General features: G+C 37.8%; 31 protein-coding genes. All 31 read left to right on the top strand.

Annotated features, from left to right (window positions below; genetic code table 11):
* A partial coding sequence (rpsQ, locus tag A3854_RS02595) for a 30S ribosomal protein S17 (protein WP_084041203.1) occupies positions 1-124 on the top strand: 124 nt, incomplete at its 5' end.
* A complete protein-coding gene (gene rplN, locus A3854_RS02600) occupies positions 124-492 on the top strand; it encodes a 50S ribosomal protein L14 (protein WP_021091075.1) in 369 nt (122 codons plus the stop codon). The genes rpsQ and rplN, both read left to right, overlap by 1 nt.
* Positions 492-728: a 50S ribosomal protein L24 gene (gene rplX / locus A3854_RS02605; RefSeq protein ID WP_002941666.1), complete on the top strand. Its 237-nt coding sequence runs from the start codon at positions 492-494 to the stop codon at positions 726-728. The genes rplN and rplX overlap by 1 nt, the downstream gene beginning before the upstream one ends.
* Positions 729-733: 5 nt before the next feature.
* Positions 734-1,279 carry a 50S ribosomal protein L5 gene (gene rplE, locus A3854_RS02610; protein WP_084041204.1) on the top strand — a complete coding sequence of 182 codons (546 nt, stop codon included), beginning with the start codon at positions 734-736 and terminating at the stop codon, positions 1,277-1,279.
* A gap of 1 nt (position 1,280) precedes the next feature.
* Entirely contained in the window at positions 1,281-1,466 is a 186-nt protein-coding gene (locus A3854_RS02615) for a type Z 30S ribosomal protein S14 (RefSeq protein ID WP_002941532.1), read from the top strand.
* A 9-nt stretch (positions 1,467-1,475) separates the two neighbouring features.
* Complete coding sequence (gene rpsH, locus A3854_RS02620; RefSeq protein ID WP_084041205.1) at positions 1,476-1,871, top strand: 30S ribosomal protein S8; 396 nt, start codon at positions 1,476-1,478, stop codon at positions 1,869-1,871.
* A gap of 190 nt (positions 1,872-2,061) precedes the next feature.
* Positions 2,062-2,598 (top strand): 50S ribosomal protein L6, encoded by a 537-nt coding sequence (gene rplF / locus A3854_RS02625; protein ID WP_021091127.1) that lies wholly within the window; start codon positions 2,062-2,064, stop codon positions 2,596-2,598.
* Between the two features lie 10 nt (positions 2,599-2,608).
* Entirely contained in the window at positions 2,609-2,965 is a 357-nt protein-coding gene (gene rplR / locus A3854_RS02630) for a 50S ribosomal protein L18 (RefSeq protein WP_021091120.1), read from the top strand.
* Between the two features lie 15 nt (positions 2,966-2,980).
* Positions 2,981-3,424 (top strand): 30S ribosomal protein S5, encoded by a 444-nt coding sequence (gene rpsE / locus A3854_RS02635; protein WP_002941646.1) that lies wholly within the window; start codon positions 2,981-2,983, stop codon positions 3,422-3,424.
* Positions 3,425-3,439: 15 nt separating this feature from the next.
* Complete coding sequence (gene rplO, locus A3854_RS02640) at positions 3,440-3,841, top strand: 50S ribosomal protein L15 (RefSeq protein WP_084041206.1); 402 nt, start codon at positions 3,440-3,442, stop codon at positions 3,839-3,841.
* Complete coding sequence (gene secY / locus A3854_RS02645; protein ID WP_084041207.1) at positions 3,841-5,103, top strand: preprotein translocase subunit SecY; 1,263 nt, start codon at positions 3,841-3,843, stop codon at positions 5,101-5,103. Before rplO ends, secY begins: the two co-directional genes overlap by 1 nt.
* Before the next feature lies 1 nt (position 5,104).
* Positions 5,105-5,863, top strand: a complete 759-nt coding sequence (gene map, locus A3854_RS02650; protein ID WP_084041208.1) for a type I methionyl aminopeptidase — start codon at positions 5,105-5,107, stop codon at positions 5,861-5,863.
* A gap of 34 nt (positions 5,864-5,897) precedes the next feature.
* Positions 5,898-6,116, top strand: a complete 219-nt coding sequence (infA, locus tag A3854_RS02655; protein WP_002848031.1) for a translation initiation factor IF-1 — start codon at positions 5,898-5,900, stop codon at positions 6,114-6,116.
* A gap of 189 nt (positions 6,117-6,305) precedes the next feature.
* Positions 6,306-6,419 carry a 50S ribosomal protein L36 gene (gene rpmJ / locus A3854_RS02660; RefSeq protein ID WP_002941545.1) on the top strand — a complete coding sequence of 38 codons (114 nt, stop codon included), beginning with the start codon at positions 6,306-6,308 and terminating at the stop codon, positions 6,417-6,419.
* A gap of 3 nt (positions 6,420-6,422) precedes the next feature.
* On the top strand, positions 6,423-6,791 hold the full coding sequence (gene rpsM, locus A3854_RS02665; protein ID WP_002941610.1) for a 30S ribosomal protein S13: 369 nt from the start codon (positions 6,423-6,425) through the stop codon (positions 6,789-6,791).
* Positions 6,792-6,813: 22 nt separating this feature from the next.
* Complete coding sequence (gene rpsK, locus A3854_RS02670) at positions 6,814-7,206, top strand: 30S ribosomal protein S11 (RefSeq protein ID WP_021091081.1); 393 nt, start codon at positions 6,814-6,816, stop codon at positions 7,204-7,206.
* A 25-nt stretch (positions 7,207-7,231) separates the two neighbouring features.
* Positions 7,232-7,858 carry a 30S ribosomal protein S4 gene (gene rpsD, locus A3854_RS02675; protein WP_054197275.1) on the top strand — a complete coding sequence of 209 codons (627 nt, stop codon included), beginning with the start codon at positions 7,232-7,234 and terminating at the stop codon, positions 7,856-7,858.
* A gap of 14 nt (positions 7,859-7,872) precedes the next feature.
* On the top strand, positions 7,873-8,889 hold the full coding sequence (locus tag A3854_RS02680) for a DNA-directed RNA polymerase subunit alpha (protein ID WP_084041209.1): 1,017 nt from the start codon (positions 7,873-7,875) through the stop codon (positions 8,887-8,889).
* A gap of 11 nt (positions 8,890-8,900) precedes the next feature.
* The gene (gene rplQ / locus A3854_RS02685) at positions 8,901-9,257 is read left to right on the top strand and encodes a 50S ribosomal protein L17 (protein ID WP_002941584.1); all 357 of its coding nucleotides are present in this window, start codon (positions 8,901-8,903) and stop codon (positions 9,255-9,257) included.
* A gap of 282 nt (positions 9,258-9,539) precedes the next feature.
* Positions 9,540-10,541 (top strand): hypothetical protein, encoded by a 1,002-nt coding sequence (locus A3854_RS02690; RefSeq protein WP_084041210.1) that lies wholly within the window; start codon positions 9,540-9,542, stop codon positions 10,539-10,541.
* A gap of 122 nt (positions 10,542-10,663) precedes the next feature.
* Positions 10,664-11,272, top strand: a complete 609-nt coding sequence (locus A3854_RS02695) for a hypothetical protein (protein ID WP_084041211.1) — start codon at positions 10,664-10,666, stop codon at positions 11,270-11,272.
* Complete coding sequence (locus tag A3854_RS02700; RefSeq protein WP_084041212.1) at positions 11,269-12,018, top strand: ABC transporter permease; 750 nt, start codon at positions 11,269-11,271, stop codon at positions 12,016-12,018. The genes A3854_RS02695 and A3854_RS02700 overlap by 4 nt, the downstream gene beginning before the upstream one ends.
* Entirely contained in the window at positions 12,015-12,707 is a 693-nt protein-coding gene (locus tag A3854_RS02705) for an ABC transporter ATP-binding protein (RefSeq protein ID WP_084041213.1), read from the top strand. Before A3854_RS02700 ends, A3854_RS02705 begins: the two co-directional genes overlap by 4 nt.
* 76 nt (positions 12,708-12,783) lie before the next feature.
* A complete protein-coding gene (locus A3854_RS02710; RefSeq protein WP_084041214.1) occupies positions 12,784-13,701 on the top strand; it encodes an NrtA/SsuA/CpmA family ABC transporter substrate-binding protein in 918 nt (305 codons plus the stop codon).
* 208 nt (positions 13,702-13,909) lie between these two features.
* Complete coding sequence (locus A3854_RS02715) at positions 13,910-14,185, top strand: NifU family protein (RefSeq protein ID WP_021091089.1); 276 nt, start codon at positions 13,910-13,912, stop codon at positions 14,183-14,185.
* The gene (locus tag A3854_RS02720; RefSeq protein ID WP_021091130.1) at positions 14,172-14,726 is read left to right on the top strand and encodes a hypothetical protein; all 555 of its coding nucleotides are present in this window, start codon (positions 14,172-14,174) and stop codon (positions 14,724-14,726) included. Before A3854_RS02715 ends, A3854_RS02720 begins: the two co-directional genes overlap by 14 nt.
* Positions 14,704-15,987, top strand: a complete 1,284-nt coding sequence (locus A3854_RS02725; protein ID WP_084041215.1) for a UDP-N-acetylmuramoyl-L-alanyl-D-glutamate--2,6-diaminopimelate ligase — start codon at positions 14,704-14,706, stop codon at positions 15,985-15,987. The genes A3854_RS02720 and A3854_RS02725 overlap by 23 nt, the downstream gene beginning before the upstream one ends.
* Positions 15,988-15,989: 2 nt before the next feature.
* Entirely contained in the window at positions 15,990-16,337 is a 348-nt protein-coding gene (gene panD, locus A3854_RS02730) for an aspartate 1-decarboxylase (RefSeq protein WP_002941539.1), read from the top strand.
* A gap of 3 nt (positions 16,338-16,340) precedes the next feature.
* Positions 16,341-16,655: a YbaB/EbfC family nucleoid-associated protein gene (locus tag A3854_RS02735; protein WP_002941513.1), complete on the top strand. Its 315-nt coding sequence runs from the start codon at positions 16,341-16,343 to the stop codon at positions 16,653-16,655.
* Positions 16,652-17,761, top strand: a complete 1,110-nt coding sequence (locus tag A3854_RS02740; RefSeq protein WP_084041216.1) for a DUF7488 domain-containing protein — start codon at positions 16,652-16,654, stop codon at positions 17,759-17,761. Before A3854_RS02735 ends, A3854_RS02740 begins: the two co-directional genes overlap by 4 nt.
* A complete protein-coding gene (locus A3854_RS02745) occupies positions 17,758-18,657 on the top strand; it encodes a polyprenyl synthetase family protein (protein ID WP_084041217.1) in 900 nt (299 codons plus the stop codon). The genes A3854_RS02740 and A3854_RS02745 overlap by 4 nt, the downstream gene beginning before the upstream one ends.
* The last annotated feature ends 101 nt before the right edge of the window (positions 18,658-18,758 follow it).

Genomic DNA, 18,758 nt, shown 5'->3' on the forward strand with positions numbered 1-18,758 from the left:
TTTAGTTCACGATGAGAAAAATGAGACAAGAGCAGGCGATACAGTTGTTGCGATCGAGTGCAGACCACTTTCAGCTCGCAAGAATTTTCGCTTAAAAGCTGTATTGGCAAAGGGAGTTGAGTAATGATTCAAAGTTTTACAAGACTTGCAGTTGCTGATAATAGTGGTGCAAAAGAGTTAATGTGTATAAAAGTTCTTGGCGGTAGTAAAAGAAGATACGCTACACTTGGCGATATAATAGTTTGCTCTGTAAAAAAAGCTCTTCCAAATGGCAAGATCAAAAAAGGACAGGTTGTAAAAGCTGTTGTTGTAAGAACTAAAAAAGAGGTTCAAAGAGATAATGGTTCGCTAATCCGCTTCGACGAGAATGCAGCTGTTATACTTGATAGCAAAAAAGAGCCAGTCGGCACTCGTATTTTTGGACCAGTTGGACGTGAAGTTAGATATGCTAACTTTATGAAGATTGTTTCGCTAGCTCCGGAGGTTTTATAATGGCTAATGTAAAATTTAAAGTCAAAAAAGGCGATACCGTTAAGATCATCGCTGGTGACGATAAAGGCAAAACTGGTAAAATTTTAGCAGTTCTTGCAAAAAAAGGTCAGGTTATAGTTGAGGGATGCAAAATAGCTAAAAAAGCTATCAAACCAAGCGAAAAAACTCCAAATGGTGGTCACGTAAATAAAGAGATGCCAATTGACATATCAAACGTCGCGAAAGTTGAAGGATAAGAGATATGAGTAGATTAAAAGATAAATTTAACGAAACTATCAAGCCAGCTCTCGTAAAAGAATTTGACATTAAAAATCCAATGCTCATCCCTACACTCGAGAAGATCGTGATCAGTGTAGGTGCTGGAGACTCTGCGAAAGATCAGAAAGTGCTTCAAAATATGGCTGATACCATTTCACTTATCGCTGGACAAAAAGCGGTTATCACTGATGCTAAAAAATCAGTTGCTGGCTTTAAAGTTCGCGAAGGTTTTCCTGTTGGTATCAAAGTAACTTTAAGAAAAGAGCAAATGTATGCTTTCTTAGATAAGCTAATCAGCGTTGCTCTTCCAAGAGTTAAAGACTTCCGTGGCCTTCCAAAAAATGGTTTTGACGGACGTGGAAACTATAACTTCGGTCTTAGTGAGCAGCTAATGTTTCCAGAGGTTGAGTATGATAAAATTTTACGAACTCATGGTATGAATATTACGATTGCTACTACGGCTAAAAATGATAAAGAGGCATTCAAATTGCTAGAGCTATTTGGTGTGCCGTTTGCAAAAGGAAAGTAAAATGGCAAAGAAATCAATGATAGCAAAAGCTGCACGCAAGCCAAAATTTGCGGTTCGTGGCTATACTAGATGCCAAATTTGCGGTCGTCCGCACTCTGTTTATAAAGATTTTGGAATTTGCCGTGTTTGCCTAAGAAAAATGGCTAACGAAGGCCTAATACCTGGTCTTAAAAAAGCAAGTTGGTAAGGAAGAGAAATGTTAAACGATTTAATATCAGATGGATTAACACGCATTAGAAATGCAAGTATGAGAAAGCTTGAAACTGCGAAATTGCTTCATTCTAAGGTTGTTGAGGCTACTCTTTCTATCCTTGCAGCAAAAGGCTATATAGAGAGCTACAACGTTATCGAAGAAGGTAACAAGAAATTTATAAACGTAGTTTTAAAGTATGATGAGTACGGTAGAAGCGTTATAAACGAGCTTAAAAGGGTTTCAAAACCTGGTCGCCGTGTTTATCAAGGTAAAGACGACATTAAGCGTTTTAAAAATGGTTACGGAACAGTTATCGTTAGCACAAGCAAAGGCGTTATGAGCGGTATTGAAGCAAGTAAAGCTGGCGTTGGTGGCGAAGTTCTTTGTACAGTTTGGTAATAAACTGCATTAAACGCTATTTAATCTTATTAAGATAAGGTTAAATTTTTAGCTTGGTAAAATTTTAGATTTTGCCAAAGCTAAATTTAGAAATTCAAATGAAGGTTTCGTCAAATCTGACGATAAAATTTACGGCATTGTGGTGTTTATTCGTAAATGTAGGAACACCCTAGACAAGTAAAGGAAAAAAATGTCACGTATTGGAAAACAGCCTATCGCTATCCCAAGTGGTGTAGACGTTAGCGTTGAAAATAATGTCCTAAAATTTAAAAAGGGCAATCATATAAAAGAGCTTGACACAAAAGGTCACGTTGATGTCAAGATAGAAAATGGTCATATAGTTTTTGCTCCAAAAGGCGAAGATCGCCAAAGCAGAGCTTACTGGGGAACATATAGAGCACTTGCTAATAATATCGTAACTGGTATCACTGCGGGATTCACTCGCCAGCTTGAGATCAACGGCGTTGGTTACAAAGCAGCTGCAAAAGGTAAAATTTTAGAGCTTTCTCTTGGTTTTTCACACCTTATCAACTATGAGCTACCAGCAGGCGTTGAAGCTAGTGTTGAGAAAAACGTTATTACTATCAAAGGCGATGACAAACAAGTGGTAGGCCAAGTGGCTGCTCAAGTTAGAGGATTTAGACCACCTGAGCCATACAAAGGCAAGGGCGTTAAATATCTAGAAGAACGTATCATCCGCAAAGCGGGCAAGACATCTAAGAAGTAAGGAGCGGTAAATGACAGCAAAAGTACTAAAAAGAAAAATCGCTCTTAGAATTAAGAGAAAAAGAAGAATCAGAGGTAAAATTTCTGGTGTTGCAACTTGCCCAAGAGTTTCTATTTTTAAATCAAATAGAACTCTTTATGTTCAAGCGATTGACGACGTTACAGCTACTACACTAGCAGCAGTAGATGGTAGAAAAATAGGCATAAAAGCAAATAAAGAAGGTGCGGTCACTTTAGCTAAAGAATTTGCTAAGGCTTTAAAAGCTAAGAAGATAGATGTTGCAGTTTTTGATAGAAATGGTTATTTGTACCATGGCGTTATCGCAGCATTTGCTGAAGCTTTAAGAGAAAATGGCATCAAGCTATAACCCAAAGGAAAATCGATGGAAAAATATAATAGAGAAGAATTTGAAGAAGTAATCGTCGATATCGGTCGGGTTACAAAGGTTGTTAAAGGTGGTCGTAGATTTAGATTTACAGCTCTAGTTGTTGTTGGTAATAGAAATGGCCTAGTTGGCTTTGGATATGGCAAAGCTAAAGAGGTGCCAGATGCGATGAGAAAAGCGATTGACGACGCATTTAAAAATATTATCCACGTTAAGATTAAAGGCACAACTATCCCTCACGATGTAGAGGTAAAATACAACGCAAGTAGAATGCTACTTCGCCCAGCTAGCGAGGGTACTGGTGTTATCGCTGGTGGTAGTGCACGTCCTATTATCGAGCTTGCAGGTATTAAGGATATCCTTACTAAATCACTTGGCTCAAACAACTCAGCAAACGTCGTTCGTGCTACTATAAAAGCACTTAGTTTGCTAAAAAGCTAAGAGAAAGGAGTTAAGATGGCATTAGAAAAATTAACACCTGCTGCAGGTTCAACTCATGCAACCAAAAGAATAGGTCGTGGTCAAGGTAGCGGCAATGGCAAAACTGCTGGCAAAGGTAACAAAGGCCAAAGAGCAAGAAAAGGCTACAATGAGAAAAGAGGTTTTGAGGGCGGACAGCAACCACTTCAAAGGCGTCTTCCAAAAGTAGGTTTTACTTCTAAATTTGAAAAACCTTATGTTATTAATGTCGAGAAAATTGCAGCTATAAAAGAGCTTACTGAAATTTCAATAGCAACAATAGCTAGCGTTCATAAAATTTCAAAGAGCGTTACTAAGATAAAACTAATCGGTGCAAGTGCAAAAGCTCTTGCTTCAAAGATCAAAGACGAGAACGTTAGCGTTAGCGGAACAAAATAATGGATAAAACACTGACCAACAAGATTTTAATCACGTTGGCATTTTTGTTCGCATACAGGATACTGGCTTATGTGCCAGTTCCTGGTGTTAATGTCGACGTAATTAAAGAATTTTTTAATTCAAACAATAGCAATGCCTTGGGTCTGTTTAATATGTTTAGTGGTAAGGCTGCTGAGCGTTTAAGTATCATCTCTTTAGGTATCATGCCTTACATTACAGCTTCGATCATTATGGAGCTTTTAGCAGCAACATTTCCGAGATTAGGTCAGATGAAAAAAGAGCGTGACGGTATGCAAAAGTATATGCAAATCATACGTTATGCAACCATTGTTATCACTCTTGTACAATCAATCGGCGTTTCTATCGGACTTCAAAGCTTAAGCGGACGTGGTGGCGAACAAGCTATCATGATAGATATAAATTTATTTATCGCGATCTCTGCTGTATCTATGCTAACTGGAACTATGTTACTTATGTGGATAGGTGAGCAAATAACACAACGTGGTATAGGCAATGGTATAAGTCTTATCATCTTTGCTGGTATCGTCTCTGGTATACCTAGTGCGATCGGTGGAACTATAAATTTAGTAAACACCTCTGAGATGAATTTCCTAACGGTCATCGCTATTTTGGCGATTATCTTAGCTACCATTGGCGCTATCATATTTGTTGAGATGGGTGAAAGGCGTATCCCTATTTCCTACTCAAGAAAAGTGATAATGGAAAATCAAAACAAACGTATAATGAACTATATACCAATCAAAGTAAATTTAAGCGGTGTTATTCCACCGATATTTGCTAGTGCGATTTTGATGTTTCCAAGTACAATCTTGCAAGCTAGTACAAATCCAGTCATCCAAGCTATCAATGATTTTTTAAGTCCAAATGGCTATATGTTTAACGTTTTAACATTTTTATTTATCATCTTCTTTGCGTTTTTCTATGCATCGATCGTGTTTAACACAAAAGATATAAGTGAAAATTTAAAGAAACAAGGCGGATTTATCCCAGGCGTTAGACCAGGTGAGAGTACAGCTAGCTATCTAAATGAAGTAGCTGGAAGGCTAACTTTAGGTGGTGCTTTATACTTGGGTATCATTTCAACACTGCCTTGGGTACTTGTAAAGACTATGGGTGTTCCATTTTATTTTGGTGGCACGTCAGTACTTATTGTGGTTTCAGTAGCACTTGATACGATGAGGCGTATAGAAGCCCAGTCTTATACAAACAAATACCAAACTCTAAGTGCAGTAGGTCTATAAAATGGCTATCACGCTTAAAAGACCAGCTGAGATAGAGAAAATGAGAGCGGCGAACAAGATCGTCGCTCGAACTCTTGATCACGTTTCTACGATCATAAAGCCTGGAATTTCCCTTCTTGAGATAGATAAAATTTGTGAAGATATGATAAGGGCTGCTGGGGCAAAACCTGCTTTCAAAGGTCTTTATGGCTTTCCAAATGCAGCTTGCATAAGTGTCAATGAAGTGGTGATCCACGGAATCCCAAATGAGTATAAGCTAAAAGAGGGCGATATCGTTAGCGTTGATATCGGCTCAAATTTAGATGGTTATTTCGGTGACTCGGCTAGGACTTTTGGGGTTGGTAAGATTTCAAAAGAAGATGAAGCTTTGATCGCTTGCTCAAAAGATGCACTATATTTTGCGATAGATTTTATAAGAGCTGGTATGCATTTTAAAGAAATTTGCTATGAGCTTGAGAAATTTATACTAGGTAGAGGCTATGTACCTTTACGTGGGTATTGTGGTCATGGCATAGGCAAAAGGCCACACGAAGAGCCAGAAATTCCAAACTACCTTGATGGAAACAACCCAAAAGCTGGACCAAAGATAAAAGAGGGAATGGTTTTTTGTATAGAGCCGATGATCTGCCAAAAAGACGGCACGCCAGTTTTGGGAAGTGATAACTGGAAAGTAACCTCAAAAGATGGTTTGAGAACTAGCCATTATGAGCATTGCATGGCGATAGTTAATGGTAAAGCCGAAATTTTAAGCCAAGCATAAAATTTATAGTAAAAATTTAAAGAAAGGAGAGTTTGTGGCAAAAGACGATGTCATTGAGATTGATGGAAATGTTGTTGAAGCACTGCCAAATGCAACTTTTAAAGTTGAGCTTGACAACAAACATATAATTTTATGTCATATCGCCGGAAAAATGAGAATGCATTATATAAAGATAATGCCTGGCGACCGCGTAAAAGTAGAACTTACGCCATATAGCCTAGATAAGGGCAGGATCACTTATAGATATAAGTAAATTTAGCCTCTTGGCAAATATGCTAAGTAAATTTAAAGCTGGTATTGGATAAAATCCAAGCTTTGCGAAAAGCTGTATGAAGAATTATTTTCAAAGTTCCCCACTTATTTTGAAAATAGTTGGTCTAAATTCTTTCTTTAGACCTGATGCAGCCCCTAAAAAAGTGGAATAAATTTTTAGGAGACTAAAATGAAAGTTCGTCCTTCTGTAAAGAAGATGTGTGACAAATGTAAAATTGTCAAACGTAGTGGCATAATTCGTGTTATCTGCGAAAATCCAAAACATAAACAAAGACAAGGATAAGGCATGGCACGTATTGCAGGTGTAGATTTACCAAACAAAAAGAGAATAGAGTATGGTTTGACTTATATCTATGGTATAGGTCTTTATAAATCTCGTCAAATTCTTGACGCAGCTGGAATTTCTTACGACAAGAGAGTTTATGAGCTTAGTGAAGACGAAGCAGCAGCCATCCGTAAAGAAATTCAAGAGCATCATATCGTTGAGGGTGATTTGAGAAAACAAGTTGCTATGGATATCAAAGCTCTTATGGATCTTGGAAGTTATAGAGGTCTTCGCCACAGAAAAGGTCTTCCTGTTCGTGGTCAAAAGACTAAAACTAATGCTAGAACCAGAAAAGGCAGACGTAAAACTGTCGGTGCAGCTACTAAGTAAGGCAAGGGTTAAAGGATAATAAATGGCGAAAAGAAAAATTGTTAAGAAAAAAGTAGTTAGAAAAAGCATAGCCAAAGGTATCGTTTATATCAGTGCAACATTTAACAACACTATGGTAACTGTAACTGATGAAATGGGAAATGCTATTGCATGGAGTAGTGCAGGTGGCTTAGGCTTTAAAGGTAGTAAAAAATCAACTCCTTATGCAGCTCAGCAGGCAGTTGAAGATGCTCTAAATAAAGCAAAAGAGCATGGTATAAAAGAAGTTGGTATTAAAGTTCAAGGTCCAGGTAGCGGACGTGAAACGGCTGTTAAAAGTGTAGGAACTGTTGAAGGAATTAAAGTATCTTTCTTTAAAGACATTACACCTTTACCACACAATGGTTGTAGACCGCCAAAACGCCGCCGCGTATAATTAGAGAAAAATAGGAGAAATTATTATGGCTAGATATACAGGACCTGTTGAAAAATTAGAAAGACGTCTTGGTGTGTCTCTTGCGTTAAAAGGCGAAAGAAGACTTGCTGGTAAAAGTGCTTTTGAAAAAAGACCTTATGCGCCAGGACAACATGGACAAAGAAGAGCAAAAATAAGCGAATATGGCTTACAACTTCGCGAGAAGCAAAAAGCTAAATTTATGTATGGTGTTTCTGAAAAGCAATTTAGAAGATTATTTCAAGAAGCAGCACGCCGCGAAGGTAATACCGGTGCTCTTTTGGTTCAACTACTAGAGCAAAGATTAGATAATGTTGTTTATAGAATGGGCTTTGCAACAACTCGTCGTTTTGCTCGCCAGCTAGTAACTCATGGACATATTTTAGTAAATGGCAAAAGAGTAGATATACCATCTTACAGAGTTGAGCCAGGTGCAAAAGTAGAGATTGTTGAAAAATCTAAGAACAATCCACAAATTGTTCGTGCAATAGATCTTACAGCGCAAACTGGTATTGTTGCTTGGGTAGATGTTGAAAAAGAGAAAAAATTTGGAATTTTCACTAGAAATCCAGAAAGAGAAGAGGTTATCATTCCTGTTGAGGAAAGATTTATAGTAGAGCTTTATTCAAAATAATAGAGGGTATAAAGATGAGAAAGATTACTACATCAGCTTATATGCCAACTGAAATTGAAGTTAAAAGTGTTAGCGAAAATGTTGCTAACATTACAGCGTATCCTTTTGAGGCGGGCTATGCTGTTACCTTGGCTCACCCATTGCGTCGTCTTCTTTACACAAGCACAGTAGGTTTTGCTCCTATTGGCGTAAAGATAAAAGGCGTTAGCCATGAATTTGATAGTATGCGTGGTATGCTAGAAGACGTAGCATTTTTTATTATAAATTTGAAAAAAATCAGATTTAAATTAAAAAGCGCCAGCGAGCGCGAAGTTATAGAGTATAGCTTTAAAGGACCAAAAGAGATAACTGGGGCTGATCTAAATAATGATCTAGTCGAGATTGTTAACCCAGACGCATACCTTGCTACAATAAACGAAGATGCTGAGTTAAATTTTTCAGTTATCATTCAAAAAGGTATCGGATATGTGCCTAGTGAAGAGATTAGAGAAGAGATCGAAGACGACTATATCGCACTTGATGCTTTTTTTACACCTGTTAAAAAAGCAGTTTATGATATACAAAATGTCTTGGTTGAGGATGACCCAGACTATGAAAAGATTGTATTTACTATAACAACTGATGGTCAAGTTAGTCCGATAGAGGCTTTTAAAAATTGTTTAGAAGCTATGTATCAACAAATGTCAGTATTTAAAGGAATTTTAGATATTGATGTTAGTACTCCAGTTGCTAGCTCAAGTACAGGTGGCGAGTTTTCAAAGCTACTTTCTAGCGTAGAAGATCTAAATTTAAGCGCTAGAAGTTTCAACTGCCTTGACAAAGCTGATATTAGATTTATTGGCGAGCTTGCATTAATGGACGAAAATGAGCTTAAAGAGCTTAAAAATTTAGGTAAAAAATCTCTTGAAGAGATTAAAGCGGTTATGGAAGAGATAGGCTATCCAGTTGGTGCCGATGTGTTAAAAGATGGCAAAGAGCAACTAAGAAAGAAAATAACCGAGCTTAAAGCACAAATGAGTGTAAAAGAATAAAAGGACAATAGATGAGACATAAACACGGATATCGCAAACTTGGTAGAACGTCATCTCATAGATCTGCATTGCTTAAAAATTTGGCGATAGCTATCATCAAAAGCGAAAAGATAGAGACGACTTTACCAAAAGCAAAAGAGCTTAGAAGCTATGTTGAAAAGCTAATCACAAGAGCTAGAAAAGGTGACTCTAATGCTCATAGAGCAGTATTTGCTTCTTTACAAGATAAAGAAACAACAAATAAATTAGTTACTGAAGTAGCTCCAAAATTTAAAGAGCGCAATGGCGGCTATACAAGAATTATCAAGACTCGTGTTCGCAGAGGCGACGCAGCAGAGATGGCTTATATAGAGCTAGTAGCTGAATAATTATTAGAGAGCCTCGGCTCTCTTTTTTTAATTTCTTGAATATAAAATTCTCTTACCTTTAAAATAAAATCCTTCTTTCAAAAGCTTTCTAAAGTATAAATTTCTTTAATTATTTATCAAATTTTATTAACCAAAAAATCATAAATTTAATAGTTAAAAGTTGTAAATCCTTTAATCTAAAATCATATATTTTAAATTTTTACCTTTGAACTCTTTACTAAAATTTTATTTTATTAAGACGATATTTGTTTCAAATATCTTATAAATTTCAAAGGATTTGAGATGATAGGTAGTGTAAATGGAGTTGGCACAAATTTTTATGTTGGCTCGCAAAGTAGTAGAGCACAAGAGCTTGATGCTAATAATACTAAATTCAATATAGATAAAAATTCTTTAAATGATTTATCTAGCGGTTTGGTTGATGAACGAAAAAGTCATACCGATACTAGAAGTGAGCCAATAAATTTAAATGAAACAAATACGATAAAATTTCAAAAAAATAGTGAGAATCTAACATTTGCTAGCAATTTCTCACTCTCAGGCATGGCTGCTAATGGCAAGATAAGCATCTGGGGTAAGCTCATGGGTTACGACAAACAAGTCAGCCAAGATGAGATAAATGATCTCAAAAATTTTATCAACCAGACCAAAGCACTTGGCTTTGGCAGAGCTCACGAAGAGATCATAGGATATTATCCAACAGATGTCGATCTCTTTGCAAAAGAGTATACATCAAAACTTGATAACACACTTCTCGGGCTTGGTCACAAGAGCCACGTGGAAGGGTTTGAGATACTCGATAAGGACCTAAGCATAGATGAGTTTAAAGATAAGTGGATTGATTATGCACTTAGGCAATATCTTGGCGAAAGAGTCGGCGTGGAGAGCATTACAATAGGCAAAAAGGCTATCTCCATGCTAACTAGCACTAATAAGCCTCCAGTTGAGTATCAAACTCTACAAAATATAAATTTTACTGACGAAGAGAGCAGACAGAGATTTCTTACGCTTATGAAAGCTGGCATGAAGAGTGGGGCGGATTTTAAAGAGGTGGTAGAGGGCGTGCTCTCGCTTTATAATGTACAAAATACGGACAAACTTGATGGCAACAAAGTTTATGCTTCAGTGATCGGACGAAGCGAGAAACTGGCTACTTACGACATCAACAAAGATGAGAAATTTGCCTATCTTAAGGAGCTAATGCAGCTTGAGAAAAACGGAGTTGATATACTAAAGCTAATGGAAAAAGTGGAGCAAAAACAGAAATTAGATATAAAAGTGTAGGCTAAATTTATATTTTTGTACCGCCTATCTTTATGATTTTAGTCATAAGAGGCTCTTTTTACTTGGTTTAAATTTCTAAATGATAGAATCTTGATTTCTATTATTAAAATTATGGAGAACTCTTGAGAAAGCTACTTTGGCTAAATCCCGTTGTAAAAAATATGTATGACTTCTCTACGTTAAAAGAGCTCTTGCAAAATAAGGGCTTTAACATAGTAGAGTGCGAAAAAGATCATGTTAGCGATATCAAAAATTCATATAAAAATTTATGCTCTAAAGGCATGGTTTTAGACAGTCGCTGTCCAAGAGCTGTAAATTTTATAAGATCAAATTTCAAAGAATTTTCAAATAATATTTCAAGCTTAAATCCCATTTTAATTGAAAGCGCCATTGAACTTAGCTCGAAACTAAAAGAAGATGAGTGGCTTTATATAACAACGCCTTGTGATGACTTGGCTGAGCTTGGAGATTCTTTAAAATTAGAGCGAACTACATTTTTAACATGGAAAAATTTTAAAGAGCTAAACGACATAAATTTACAAATAAACAAAATAGAATCAAGCCCGATTCCTCCTGGATTTTTTGAAAATTTAGGCATAAAAACACTAAGCTTATGTAGTAAAGAAAAGATACAAAACGCATTTTCGTATAAATTTAGCGAGCTTAAAAACTATCATATCATCGAGCTTTTATACTGTGAAAATGGCTGTCACAATGGAGATGGGCTGTGATAGAAATTTTTAAAAAGAGCGTTTTGATCCTAGCGATCTTTGCCCTCTGGCAGGTCGTTTGCGAGCTTAAAATTTTCACACCTTATATATTGCCAAGTCCTATTACGACACTTAAAACGATGCTTGATATGAGCTTAAGCGGCGAGCTAATAACGCATGTGATGATTAGCTTTAAGCGTATATTTGTTGGTTATATTTTGGCTTTTGTGTTGGCATTTGCTTTTGGCGGAGTGGCGGCGCTATTTCCAAAAGCTAGTATTTATTACGAGTGGATACTAGAGTTTTTTAGAAATGTTCCGCCACTTAGCCTTATTGCCATTTTAGTGCTTTGGTTTGGTATAAACGAAACTCCAAAAATTATTATTATCATCCTAGCATCGTTTTTCCCAATGTTTTTAAGTATTTCAAAAGGGCTAACTAGCTGCGATGTAAAACTCATCGAGGTTGGTAAAATTTTTTGTTTTAGTAAATTTGAAATTTTTTACAAAATCATCCTAAAAAATGCCATAAAAGATATTTTTGTCGGTATGCGCATAGGTTTTGGCTACGCTATGCGAGCGATTGTGGGAGCGGAGATGATCGCAGCTTCTAGCGGACTAGGTTATCTCATACTTGATGCGGAGGAGCTTTCACGCGCGGATAGGATATTTGTAGGCATTTTTACGATAGGAATTTGCGGCGTGCTCATAGATAGGATATTTTTGTTTTTGATATCTAAATTTAGCCTTTTGCGAGGTGAAAAATGATAGAAATTTCAAATTTATCCAAGCATTTTTTTATTAATGACAAGCGTATCGACGTTTTAAAAGAGCTAAATTTAACTATAAAAAAAGATAAGATCACCGTTATACTTGGCAGAAGTGGATGCGGTAAAACGACTCTTTTAAGGCTTATTGCTGGACTTGAGGGCGTAAGTCTAGGCGAGATAAATTTTAAAGAGCAAGCAAAGATCGGCTTTGTCTTTCAAGAGCCTAGGCTCATGCCTTTTTTAAATGTCTATGAAAATATCGTATTTGCGCTTAAAAAGTGCGAGATAGACGAGGCAAAGATAGATAGGCTCATATCAATGATAGGACTTAATGACTTTAAATTTGCAGCTGTTTCGCAGCTATCTGGCGGCATGAGCTCGCGCGTTTCTCTTGCTAGAGTGCTTGCATATGAAGCAAATTTGATCCTTATGGATGAGCCATTTGCAGCACTTGATGCTTTTACGAGAGCCAGCATGCAGGCTGAAATTTTAAAGCTCCAAGCCGGTAAAACCATCATTTTTGTCACTCACAATGTCGATGAAGCCCTATATTTAGCAGATGAGATCATTTTGCTTGAAAAAGGCGGGATGAAATCAAACTATGACCTGTCAAATCTAGCTAAGCCAAGAGATTTGCTTTGCAATGAATTAATAAATTTAAAACGTAAAATTTTAAGTGAAATTTAGCATTTTATAAAATGATAATTAAAACCAAAACGAAGCAAAAAGTTATATAATTTGGAAAATTTTTAAAGGAGCAAATATGAGAAAGTTTTTTAAGATTTTGTGTGCAGCCTCTTTGCTTTGTCTAGTCGCAAACGCAAGTGAGCTAGATAAGATCGGCATGACCTACGTCAAATCGCCGCTAAACGTCCCCTCAATCGTCGATAAATTTAAAGGCTTTTATGCTAAATCTTTTGGCATGCCAGTCGAATACTCTGAGATAACATCAGGCGCAAAGCAGACTCAAGCTCTAGCTTCAAACTCACTTCAGTTTCTAAACTGCGTGGGCGGAACTTCAGTCATACTTGCTGCGGCAAACAAAGCTGACATAAAGATCATAAGTGCCTATTCAAGAGCACCCGAAGCTTTTGCAATATTTGCTAAAGATAAAGGTATAAAAACCGCTAAAGACCTAAAAGGTAAAAAAATAGCAGGGCCAAAAGGTACGATATTAAATGAGCTTTTGGTTAGATATCTTGCTCTTGGCGGACTTGGTATAAATGATGTAGAGTTCGTTTCTATGGGCATCCCAGCTGCACAAGCTGCACTTGAAAATGGTAGCGTCGATGCAGCACTTCTTGCTGGACCAGCTGCTTATAATGCTAAAAAATCAGGACTTAGTGTCGTAACAACAGGCAAGGGCGTCATCACTCCAGTCATCGTTACTGCCACAAGCGGAGAATTTTACAAAAAGCATAAAGATCTAGTTGAGAAATTTAAAAAGGCTCAAGATGAAATTTTGGCTTTTATGAAAGCAAATGAGGAAGAGGCATTAAAATTTACAGCTGAAGAGACCGGGCTTAGCATAGAGGCGGTAAAGAGTATGTATCCGCAGTATGACTTTAGTCCAAAGATCACGGCTGAAGATATAAAAGCACTTGAAGCTACGCAAGAATTTATGCTTGAGAGCAAGATGATCGAGCAAAAAGTAGATATAAAATCACTTCTAATAGATTAAACAAAAAGGGCAAATTTGCCCTTTTATCCTAAAACTTATAATCAAAAATTAACTAAATTTTAGCTCAAATATTTAAAAACTAAAGCTGACTAGGCGTATCAAAAAGGTTTACATTACAAAGCAAAATTAGCGCTAAGCAAAAATATAGCCATTATTTTTTGCATTTTTATTTTGCTATAATAGCCCAAAAAATTAATAGGAAAAAGATATGATCCCATTTAGCGATGAAGAACTTTTAAAACCAGTCAGTGCGAGTTTGCAAAAGGTATTACCGATGCTTGAAAATGATGGCGGTGGCATGGAGCTACTTGGCATAAAAAACGGCAAAATTTACGTAAGACTCACAGGGCATTGTCATGGATGTGCAGCTAGCACAACTACACTAAAATATGGACTCGAAAGACAACTTCGTATGGATATCCACCCAGAGCTTGAGGTCGTAAATATCCCGATTGGCGAGGAATTTGACATTGATAGATTATAAAAAAATAGGCATTAAACACTTCAAACGTTCTAAATTTAAAGAAGCGATCTTTTACTTCTCTCTAGCTTACGAAAAGACACAGGATAAAAATTTACTATTTTTGATACAAATTTGCTCCCTTGGCGAGAAAAATGCAGAGGAAGCAAAACTTTTATTTGACTATTTTATGGATAAACTAAGAGCTGGCGAAGATGATGAAGGAATGGATGAAATTTTAAAAATTTTAGAATCAAGATTGGCTAGCGATGAGTATTTTGAAGAGCAAGATGCAATCAGCTACGAGGACTTTAAAAAGGCTGTTTATAAGGACGGGAGCTTCAAAAAGGTCTTTGAAAACATCATGTTCTCAACCAAGGTAATGATCTCAAACAAAGATGATTTTTTAGAATTTTTGGGAAATTTGATAAAAAATGACTTTATCGAAATGAGCATAAACTATCTTGAGAGTGCGGCGGTGATGTTTGGTGGTGATGAGCGTATAGATCAGCTTTTTAAAGAGATACAAAAAAGACAAAACGATGAAAATATCAGTAGAAAATAGCTTCATAACAGATGACTCAAACGAGTGCGAAAAGGGTTCATTTTTTGTGCAAACTGCTGCAAACGCAAAATTTGCAGAGGCAGCGGTAAAAAATGGTGCAAAGATAATCAGCCTTGAAGAGTGCAAAAAGCTTTTAAAAATTGATGAAAGCTTAAAGATAGTTGGCATCACAGGTACAAATGGCAAGACCACAACAGCTGCTGCTATCTATGAGACTTTACGAAATTTAGGCAAAAAATGCGGACTAAGTGGCACGAGAGGGGCATTTATAGAGGGTGAGCAGATAGATGACAAGGCGCTTACGACGAGTGCTATTTTAAAGACGCTTTCTTACCTTAAAGCAGCTAGTGAGCAGGGCTGTGAGTACTTTGTGATGGAGGTTAGCTCACACGCAATCGCCCAAAAACGTATAGAGAGCTTGAAATTTGCTCTAAAAATTTTTACAAATTTGACTCAAGACCACCTCGACTACCATAAGAGCATGGAGGAGTATGCTAGAGTAAAATCAAGCTTTTTTGATGATGATTGCATGAAGCTTATAAATGCTGATGATAATGGCATTAAATTTAACCCAAAAAACGCTTATACGTATTCGCTTAAAAAGCCAGCTAGCTTTGCGCCGGTAGTTTATGGGCTAAAGGACGGCATAGACGCGGTTATCAAGACGCCAAATGGTGATGTGGAGATAGACTCAAGTCTGCAAGGCGAGTTTAATCTTTATAACCTAATCGCCGCTCTTGGCGCTGTTTGCTTGCTAGAGCGTCCAGACGCAGCCGCACTTTCAAATGCGATAAGCAAATTTAAAGGTGTTAGTGGCAGGATGGAAGTGGTTAGCACTGATCCGCTAGTCATCGTGGACTTTGCCCATACGCCAGATGGCATAGAAAAGGTGCTAAACTCGCTTAGACATCTAAATTTGATCGCAGTCTTTGGTGCAGGCGGCGATAGAGATAGGACAAAGCGCCCAAAAATGGGAGCGATAGCCCAAAAATACGCAAGAATTTGCATCGTCACAAGTGACAATCCAAGAAGCGAAGAGCCAGAGAGCATAATAGATGAAATTTGCGCTGGTATGAGCCAAAATGAAAATTTGATACGAAACGTCAATCGCAAAGAAGCGATCGTACTGGCTATCAGCAAGCTAGAGCCTGGCTGGGCGCTTGTCATACTTGGCAAAGGCGACGAGCCATATCAAGAGATAAATGGCGTCAAGCACCCATTTAGCGACAAAGAAGTAGTAAAAGAGCTTTTAAAGAGGTAAAAATGAATATAGAAATTTTAGCTAGTAAGATCCACAGAGCCGTCGTAACAGACGCAAATTTAAACTATGTTGGCTCGATCAGCATCGGCGAGGAGCTGATAAAAGCTGCAAATTTGATAGAAAATCAAAAGGTTGAAATTTTAGACGTAAATAATGGCGAGAGATTTGCCACCTACGTGATAAAGGGCAAAAAAGGCGAAATTTGCCTAAACGGCGCAGCTGCTAGAAAGGTCTGCGTAGGAGATGTGGTCATCATCGTGGCTTACGCTAGCATGAAATTTAAAAAGGCTAAGAAATTTAAGCCAACCATCGTGCATGTAAATAACAAAAACGAGATCATAAAGGAGTAGGCGATGTTTGAGGGATTTGACTTTTCAAAGATGGGGCAGATGCTTGAGGATGTGCAAAAGCAGGCCAAGCAGATGGAAGAAGAGAGCAAAAATAAAGAATTTGGAGCAAAAAGCGGCGGCGGACTAGTGAGCGTTAGAGCAAACGGCAGCGGCGAGATACTTGATATCAGCATAGATGATAGCTTGCTTGAAGATAAAGAGAGTATGCAAATTTTGCTAATAAGCGCCGTGAATGACGTGCTAAAGTCAGTTGAGGCCGATAAGAAAAACACCGCTTCAAGGATGCTTGGCGGCCTTGCTTCGATGGGGATAAAATGAAACTAAAATATAAATTTGTCCTTGCTCTTTTGCTATCAGCGCTTTGCCTAAACGCCGATCCTAGACCTACGCAAGAAGACTTTAACGCCTGCTTTGAAAAGAACAAAAACTCGATCGTCTCGGTAAATAAACACTTTGGTGTGGCTATCACTAAAAATTTAATCGCGGTGCCAAAAAGCGAGGGAGCTCCACTTGGCGAGTATGTCAAATTTGACCCATATTTGCAGCTCTTTTTGGTCCGCTCTAGCAAGGAGCTAAGCCCCGTTGTGATGGCTGATGAGACCAACGAGGAGCGCATCAAAAAGAGCACTTGGGTTGGCATCTTAAACGACTCTAATAACACCGTCATGGGTCACATCAAGTCTTTGGGGCAAAATTTAGGCGATTTTGACACGTTAAGCTTCGAGTATAACGCAACTGGCGAGATAAACACACCTTGCTGCAAGATGATAGGCATAGCTGTTGGAGCTGATAAATTTATACCAAATCGCTATTTAAAGCACTTTGTATCTTATGATGACGTCTACTACGGCGATATCGGCGTGAAATTCTTGCAAAAAGAGGATAATTTTTTTGTGGGTCTTGTTGATCCTTTGGGCCGTGGCAAGATGATGATAGTCGATGATGAGCTTGTGAGTGTAAATGGCATCAAGCCAAAGAGCTTAAGAGAGCTAAATGAGATGGTGCTTTTTGCTCCAAAGGGCGCAAAGCTTGACATCATCGTGAAGCGCGATAAGCAAGAAATGCTCTTTCAAGTGCCAGTAAGTGGTGATGTGAAATTTAACCAAAGCCTCGATGTAGATGCCCCTTCAAGCCTTGATATACCAAATTTTAATATCATGCCAAAAGAGCCACAAACAATGCTTGATGATAAGATTTTGGTGGATTATGGTATCACGGTGGATAAAAATTTAGTCGTTACAAAGGTCGAGCCAAAGTCAAATGCAGAAATTTTTGGCATCAAGACCGGCGATAAAATTTTGGGTTTTGATAAACAAAGCGTGAGTAGTCGTGAAGAGCTTTTAGAGAAGCTTGGTGAGTTAAAAAATTTTACGCTGCTATTTACTAGAAATGACTTTCAGTTTTTTGCAAGAGTGCCAAAATGAGCCTGCTTGAGGACTTTGTAAAATTTCTAAACGCAAATTTTCCAAAAGCGCCGAGCTTTCACCCTTATTACGAGGAGGCACTTGGCGTTATGCTAAAGGCTGGAGGGAAACACTTTAGGGCGCTTTTGCTTCTTGGCGTGGTGGAAAGTGTGGATAAAAGCCGCACGCAAAAGGCGATGAGAGTGGCTTTGGGGCTTGAGATGATGCACACTTATTCGCTCATTCATGATGATTTACCTTCGATGGATAACGCAAGCCTTAGGCGCGGCACACCAACGCTTCACGTCACATATGACGAGACTACTGCTATACTTGTAGGAGATGCGTTAAATACGCATGCTTTTTATGAAATTTCATATGCCGATTTACCAGCTGAAACACGTATAAAATGCGTGGAAATTTTAAGCGAAAATGCTGGCGTTAGTGGCATGGTGCTAGGTCAGGCGCTTGATTGTTTTTTTGAAAATACAAACAAAGAGGACATCAAAAGAGCAAAGGCTAAATTTGGCCTCTCTGGCAAGATGCTAAGCCTTGATGAGCTAGTCTTTTTACATATCCACAAAACCGCAAAGCTGATCGCCGCTAGCCTAAAAATGGGCGCTGTGATAGTAAATTTAAGCGATAGTGAGTGCGAGAAAATTTATGATATCGGACTAAAGCTCGGCCTTGCTTTTCAGATACAAGACGACATCATCGATCTTACAAGCGACGAAGCGGCCGCTGGAAAGCCTGTGCATAACGACCTAGCGAAAAACTCATTTACAAATTTACTTGGCCTTGAGGGCGCTAAAAAGAAAAAAGATGAGCTTATTTGCGAGATAGAAGAGGCACTAAATCAGATAGACTCTGGCATAGCAAAGATGATCTTGGAGCTTACGGATAAACACCTTAGATAAAAGCTAGAAATTTCTAGCTTTTTTACTACTAAAAATTTAAAAAATTTATATCACTATTTAGACATTTTGGACAAAAATGCAAGGCAAGTTTTAATCACTTT

The sequence above is a fragment of the Campylobacter concisus genome (genome assembly GCF_002092845.1).
Classification (GTDB): Bacteria; Campylobacterota; Campylobacteria; order Campylobacterales; family Campylobacteraceae; genus Campylobacter_A; species Campylobacter_A concisus_AQ.